7 protein-coding genes and 1 tRNA gene are annotated in these 6,600 nt (G+C 63.1%); 7 read left to right on the plus strand and 1 reads right to left on the minus strand.

Annotation, left to right across the window (positions count from 1 at the left end):
* The first annotated feature begins 140 nt into the window (after positions 1 to 140).
* The 5 genes from ACHIRB_RS17635 (at position 141) to ACHIRB_RS17655 (ending at position 4,653) form a co-directional block, all read left to right on the plus strand.
* Positions 141 to 758 carry an LON peptidase substrate-binding domain-containing protein gene (locus ACHIRB_RS17635; protein WP_233528787.1) on the plus strand — a complete coding sequence of 206 codons (618 nt, stop codon included), beginning with the start codon at positions 141 to 143 and terminating at the stop codon, positions 756 to 758.
* A gap of 138 nt (positions 759 to 896) precedes the next feature.
* Entirely contained in the window at positions 897 to 1,316 is a 420-nt protein-coding gene (crcB, locus tag ACHIRB_RS17640; protein ID WP_395118200.1) for a fluoride efflux transporter CrcB, read from the plus strand.
* On the plus strand, positions 1,313 to 1,675 hold the full coding sequence (locus tag ACHIRB_RS17645; protein ID WP_395126332.1) for a fluoride efflux transporter FluC: 363 nt from the start codon (positions 1,313 to 1,315) through the stop codon (positions 1,673 to 1,675). Before crcB ends, ACHIRB_RS17645 begins: the two co-directional genes overlap by 4 nt.
* 52 nt (positions 1,676 to 1,727) lie before the next feature.
* Complete coding sequence (gene pgm / locus ACHIRB_RS17650) at positions 1,728 to 3,371, plus strand: phosphoglucomutase (alpha-D-glucose-1,6-bisphosphate-dependent) (RefSeq protein WP_395127734.1); 1,644 nt, start codon at positions 1,728 to 1,730, stop codon at positions 3,369 to 3,371.
* A gap of 70 nt (positions 3,372 to 3,441) precedes the next feature.
* On the plus strand, positions 3,442 to 4,653 hold the full coding sequence (locus tag ACHIRB_RS17655; protein WP_395126334.1) for an MFS transporter: 1,212 nt from the start codon (positions 3,442 to 3,444) through the stop codon (positions 4,651 to 4,653).
* On the opposite strand, the gene ACHIRB_RS17660 is transcribed toward ACHIRB_RS17655, so the two are convergent.
* Positions 4,624 to 5,355: a VIT1/CCC1 transporter family protein gene (locus tag ACHIRB_RS17660; RefSeq protein ID WP_395118205.1), complete on the minus strand. Its 732-nt coding sequence runs from the start codon at positions 5,353 to 5,355 to the stop codon at positions 4,624 to 4,626. The two genes, ACHIRB_RS17655 and ACHIRB_RS17660, sit on opposite strands and share 30 nt — an antisense overlap.
* Before the next feature lie 115 nt (positions 5,356 to 5,470).
* Between ACHIRB_RS17660 and ACHIRB_RS17665 the strand changes: the two genes are divergently transcribed.
* A complete protein-coding gene (locus tag ACHIRB_RS17665; RefSeq protein WP_395118207.1) occupies positions 5,471 to 6,220 on the plus strand; it encodes a DsbA family protein in 750 nt (249 codons plus the stop codon).
* A gap of 171 nt (positions 6,221 to 6,391) precedes the next feature.
* A tRNA-Ala gene (locus tag ACHIRB_RS17670) sits at positions 6,392 to 6,464 on the plus strand.
* Positions 6,465 to 6,600: the final 136 nt, after the last annotated feature.

Here is a 6,600-nt window from a genome sequence, read left to right on the forward strand (position 1 = left end):
GCTGCGCCGGGTGCTGTCGCCTGCCCACTCACCTACCCATTTTCGAGCCAGTCCTTTCGGAGGGTGGGACCTCCGAAAGGACGCACGAGCGGCGTAGCCGCCTCCCGCGTCGGCGGGGTATACCTGGTCCCGTGGAAATCATGCCGATGTTTCCCCTCGGGGCCGCGCTGCTGCCTGGTGAACGGCTACCCCTGCAGATCTTCGAACCGCGCTACGTCGCGATGATTCAGGCGTGCCTCGCTGCGCCGCAGCCGCGCTTCGGGGTCGTGCTCATCACCCGCGGACGTGAAGTCGGAGGAGGTGACGAGCGCGCTCTCGTCGGGACGGCAGCGCTGATCGGGTCGTGCGTCGAGCTACCGGATGGTCGGTTCGGAATCATTGCCGTCGGTGAGCAGCGATTGCGCATCGTCCGGTGGCTGCTCGACGATCCTTATCCGCGGGCGGAAGTGGAATTCTGGCCCGACGAGCCGGACGGGGATCCTGCGGCCGCCCTCGCACGGGTCGGCGAGTTGACCGACGAGCTGGAGGCGAGCTGGCACGATCTCGCTGCGAAATCCGGTGCGCCAGTGCCGACATTTGCCGACCCGCCTTTGGTGTCGGAGCCGACACCACGTTCGTTCGCGCTGGCATCCGGTCTGCCGATCGGCGAGTCCGACAGGCAGAAGGTGCTCTCGGCTGCGGGGCCGACGACACGGTTGCACGTACTGGCCGATGCGCTCTCCGACGTCATTGCGGTCTTGCAGTTTCGACTGCTGTAAGGCTGGGCCTTCGGTCCGCGCGCGGTCTAACATAAACGGGTGCGGCGTTGGGGCTCGTCGTTTTTCAACCGCGGTTCCCGCCGCTAACGGTCCCTACTCGAGTAGGCCCGCGTTACCGGGTGGAGTAGGAGTACATGTATGCAGAAGCAGGATCTGGCCGTCCTCGGTGCGATTGCCGTCGGTGGTGGAATCGGAGCGGTCTCTCGGTACGGCATCGGCCATCTGCTGCCGCCCGTAGCAGGCCACATACCGTGGTCGACATTGCTGATCAACACCACCGGTTGTTTGCTGATCGGCGTGCTGATGGTGCTGATCACCGAGGTGTGGACCGTTCATCGTTTGGTGCGGCCGTTCTTCGGGGTCGGAATTCTGGGTGGCTTCACCACGTTCTCGACCTATGCGGTCGAGGTTCACACGTTGTTCGACACGGCCGATGTCATAGTGCCTCTGGTGTACCTGTTCGGCACGGTCCTTGCGGCGGTGACTGCGGTCATGGCTGGGATGGCGGCAACGCGAGCGATCAGCGGGGTCGGTTCGAAAAGCGGTGATCGGGTATGACCGCAGCGTTGGTTGTTGTCGGAGCAATGGTCGGAGCACCTGTCCGCTATTTGATCGACAAGGAAGTACAAGCTCGCCGTGACACCCTGTTTCCATGGGGAACGTTGACGGTCAATCTGATCGGGTCGGCGATCCTCGGCGGTCTGGTCGGAGCGGGCGTGACAAGTTCGGTGATGGCATTGGCAGGAATAGGATTCTGTGGTGCGCTGACGACGTACAGCACCTTCGGTTACGAGACGGTGCGGCTGATCGAAGCCCGCGCCTACCGTCTTGCTCTTGCGAATGTCACAGTCAGCTTGGCTGCCGGCCTCGCAGCGGCGATCGCAGGCTCCGCGGCGACGAAATGGCTACTGACGTGATCGAATACAGAGCGAGTACGCGGCAACGCGCCCACGGAAGAGGAGAGTCATAGTGGCCCACGATCGAGCCGGTCAACCGGCGCGGCCGGAGGACCTGGAGGATTTGTCGCACCTGGTGACGGCGTTCTACAGCCGAGTACCGGATCCGTCGAATCCCGCGCAACAGGTGGTGTTCGGAACCTCGGGTCATCGAGGCTCGAGTCTGGATGGTGCATTCAACGAAGCGCACATCCTCGCGATCACACAGGCGATCGCCGACTATCGAGCCAGTCAGCACATCACCGGACAGCTGTTCCTCGGTCGCGACACTCATGCTCTGTCGGAGCCGGCGTGGACGACCGCGCTGGAGGTGCTCGCTGCGAACGGCGTGACGGTTGCAATCGATTCGCGCGGCGGCTACACGCCGACGCCGGCGGTGAGTCACGCGATTCTGCGGTTCAACAGTTCGGGTGCCATGGCGCAGGCCGACGGCATCGTCGTCACGCCGTCGCACAATCCGCCCCGCGACGGTGGCTTCAAGTACAACGCGCCGCACGGTGGTCCTGCCGATTCGACAGCGACCGACGCGATTGCTGCGCGCGCGAACGAGCTGTTGTTCAACGGTCTCGAAGGTGTGCAACGCGTGACCCTCGCGCAGGCACTCGATACAGCGGTCGAGCAGTACGACTACCTCGACATCTACATCGACGATCTGCCGAACGTCCTGAACCTCGATGCGATCCGTGGCGCTGGAATCAGCATCGGTGCCGACCCGCTCGGCGGTGCGAGCGTGCACTACTGGGGTGAGATCGGCGAGCGGCACGACCTGGATCTGACGGTAGTCAACCCTGCCGTCGATGCGACGTTCCGTTTCATGACGCTGGACACCGACGGACAGATCCGGATGGACTGCTCGTCACCGAATGCGATGGCGTCGCTCATCGCAGCGAAGAACGCCTACGACATCTCGACGGGTAACGACGCCGACGCCGATCGACACGGCATCGTCACACCCGATGGCGGCTTGATGAACCCGAACCACTACCTCGCGGTTGCGATCGACTACCTGATCGCGAACCGAATCGGCTGGGATGCGCTGAGCAAGGTCGGCAAGACCGTGGTCACGTCGTCGATGGTCGACCGGGTCGTCTCAGTGCTCGGTCGCGGTCTCTACGAGGTGCCGGTTGGATTCAAATGGTTCGTACCAGGTTTGTTCAACGGCAGTCTGGCGTTCGGCGGTGAGGAGAGCGCCGGTGCGTCGTTCCTGCGAATGGACGGCGGAGTCTGGTCGACGGACAAGGACGGCATCGTTCTCGCTTTGCTGGCGTCGGAAATCGCCGCGGTAACGGGGCAAAGCCCGTCGTCGCGTTATGCCGAGCTCGAAAAGCGTTACGGCAGTCCCGCATACGCGCGCATCGATGCGCCCGCGACGCGCGACCAGAAAGCGGTACTCGCGAAGCTCTCGTCGGATCAGGTGAAAGCCACTGAACTCGCAGGGGAGAAGATCACCACGATCCTTTCCCACGCTCCGGGCAACGGCGCAGCCATCGGCGGCATCAAAGTGATGACGGAAAACGCGTGGTTCGCCGCTCGGCCGTCCGGGACCGAGGACAAGTACAAGATCTACGCCGAGTCGTTCAAGGGACCCGACCATCTCACGCAAGTCCAGGACGCGGCAAAGGAATTGGTGACCGAGGCGCTCGCAGCCGGTGAGTGAGCCCGGTCCCGTTTCGGGCGACGCTCCTGAGGTTCATGGCGATGCCGGCGCGGGTTCGCGGTCGCAGCGGCTGCCCGCCGAGATCTGGGTGATCGTCACCGCCAGCTTCGTCATCGCGCTCGGATTCGGCATCGTGGCACCGGCTCTGCCGGAGTATGCGCGAAGCTTCGGCGTCGGTCCGGCGGCTGCATCGGGGATCATCAGCGCATTCGCGTTGATGCGCTTGATCTTTGCTCCCGCTAGCGGCCGACTGGTGCAACGACGTGGCGAACGGCCGATCTACCTGATCGGTCTTCTGGTCGTCGCCGTGTCCACCGGCGCATGCGCGTTCGCGCAGGAGTACTGGCAGCTCTTGGTGTTTCGCTCGTTCGGCGGCATCGGCTCGACGATGTTCACGATTTCGTCGCTCGGGTTGGTCATCCGAATCTCGCCGCCGCACATGCGCGGTCGTGTATCCGGGCTGTACGCAACGAGCTTTCTGTTCGGTGCCATCTCGGGACCGCTGGTCGGTAGTGCGTTGCTCGGCTTCGGTTTACGCGTCCCGTTCGCTATCTATTCGGTGGCGCTGCTGATCGCTGCTGCGGTCGTCTACTTTGCGCTGCGCGATTCGACGCTCGCGACACCGGCGGCCGCTGCGGATGCTCCGACGATGACGCTGCGGGACGGGTTGGCGAAGGTCGCGTACCGGGCTGCGTTGTGGGCCAGCTTTGTTCAGGGTTGGGCGGTGATGGGCGTTCGCTTCGCCGTCATACCGTTGTTCGTCGTCGAGGCGTTGCATCGGGACGTGAAGATCGCCGGGTTTGCTTTGACGGCATTTGCGGTCGGCGATGCGTTGGTTCTCATCCCAGCGGGTCGGCTGTCGGACCGTTACGGGCGCAAGCCCTTCCTCGTTCTCGGCTCGATGATCAGCGGTAGTGCGACCATCGGAATGGGTGTCTCGGAATCGATCTGGGTGTTTCTGCTGACGGGATTCATCGCCGGTGTCGGAGTCGGTCTCACGCTGCCGTCGCAGCAGGCCGCGATCGCCGACATCATCGGATCGAAGGTCAGAGGCGGACCGGTGCTCGCCGCCGTCCAAATGGTCACCGACGTCGGCGTTGTCGTCGGACCCATCGTTGCCGGTGTGTTGGCCGAGGTGCTGTCGTATCAGGTCGCATTCGCGGTGACGGGCGCGTTGATGCTTGCGGCGGCCCTGTTCTGGTCGGTGTCGCCGGAGACGTCGTCGAGGGTTGCCGCCAAGTCCTCGAAAGTGTCAGCCGGGGATGCCGATTCCGATAAGTGAGCCGATCGCGTAGGTTGCGCCGATGGCGATTGCGCCGAACAGCAACTGCCGCAACGCCCCTCGTATCGTCGACTGCGCGGTGAACCGCGCAGCGAGTGCGCCTGCGAGCATCAGGCCTATGCCGCCGACAACGAGTCCCGCTGTGAGCGAGGCGAAGCCGAGCAAATAGGGGAGTAGCGGAAACACCGCGCCGACCGAGAACATCGCGAACGACGATCCTGCTGCGACCAGCGGTGACGGTTTGTCGCTCGGATCCAAGCCGAGTTCTTGGCTGACGTGTATGTCGAGCGCGCGTTCGGGGTCGGCGTGCACTTCTGCGGCCGCCGAACGAGCGGTCTCCTCGCTCATGCCCATCCCTGCGAACATGTCGACCAATTCGGCGAGCTCGGCATCGGGGTATCGGCGCAATGCGTTCTTCTCGACCGACACCTCCGCGTCGAGTTGCTCGTTCTGTGTTGTGACAGAGGTGTATTCGCCGAGTGCCATCGAAAACGCGCCTGATACCAAACCGGCAACGCCGCCGAGCACGATGGTGTGCGAGGCCACGCCCGCGCCGCCGATACCGGCAATCAGTGAGGTGTTGCTGACGAGGCCGTCCATCGCGCCGAAAGTCGCGGCTCGCAGCCACCCACCGGAGACGTCGGAGTGCTTGTGGTCGAATTCGTGCGGTAGCGAATCGTCTGCGGACGAGGCGTCGGTCACAGGCGCTGAATCTACGCGCAACCGTCTCGATGGGGATTCTCAGTGCCGGCTCAGACCGAAATGGCAGAGTGGGACGCAAGCTGCACGTCGAAAGAGAGAAAGTGAAGGACTTCCGGTGAACGCCAAGCCGAAGGCTAAAGCCAGTTCGAAGTACACGCCGAAGCCGACGTCGAGCACGCCGACCTACATTCTCGGCGGCATCGCGCTCGTAGTGATTGCGATTGTCGTGATCGGTGGTGTGATCTGGCAGAACAATCGCGACAAGCCTCGCAACGAGGGCTACGGAACGGTCAACAACGCCGCTGTGCAGGTCCAGATCCAGGACGAGGGCGCGGTTCGTCTCGGCCGTCCCGACGCCGCCGTAACGGTCGATCTATTCGAAGACGCGATGTGCCCCGGTTGCCAGCAATTCGAGCATCTCTTCGGTCAGGAAATGGCCCAAGCGGTCGACGACGGCAAGCTGGCGATTCGCTACCACATGCTCGATGGGCTCAACCAGCTGTCGGCGAGTGGCGACTATTCCACCCGCGCAGCAGCGGCGACTCGATGCGTCGCCGAAACGGGAAATGCGATCGCGTACAACAAGTTCCATGTCGCGCTCTACGCAGACGAGAACAAGCCCGAAGAGAAGGGCAAGACCGACCTCTCAAATGAGCAGCTCGCTCAGCTAGCGAAAGATTCGGGCGTTGCCGACGCCGGTGTGCAATGCATCGCGAGCGGAGCGAAGGCGCAGGAAGCTGCTGATGGCGCCAACGAGAGTCGTGAAGTGATGGCGGCAGCCGGAGCCAAGGTCACACCGACCGCTCTGCTCGACGGCAAGATCGTCGACACCGCGAAGGCCGACTGGATCGAGAAGCTGGGCTGACCGCGTGAGGTTGCTTTATCAGGCTGCGTTGATTCGGGTCGGTGTGCATGCTTTTGCGTGCACACCGACCCGAATGGGTGCACAGTGACGAGGGTCCAGCTCGGGATTTGTTGACCGAAGTGCCGATGGTGTAACTTCGGTCGAGCGGTCAGGCAACCGATCGCGAAGCACGGGGCTATGGCGCAGCTGGTAGCGCACCACACTGGCAGTGTGGGGGTCAGGGGTTCGAATCCCCTTAGCTCCACAAAAGAAACCGCAGGTCAGAGAACATTCTGGCCTGCGGTTTCTGCTTTGTCGTTGCAACGTGATCCAGCTCGCTGTCTAGCCTCGTGCTTTCACGGCGATTGAGCGGAAGTCCGTGTCACCAACAAAGAATGGTG

This window comes from Antrihabitans spumae (genome assembly GCF_043944905.1).
Classification (GTDB): Bacteria; Actinomycetota; Actinomycetes; order Mycobacteriales; family Mycobacteriaceae; genus Antrihabitans; species Antrihabitans spumae.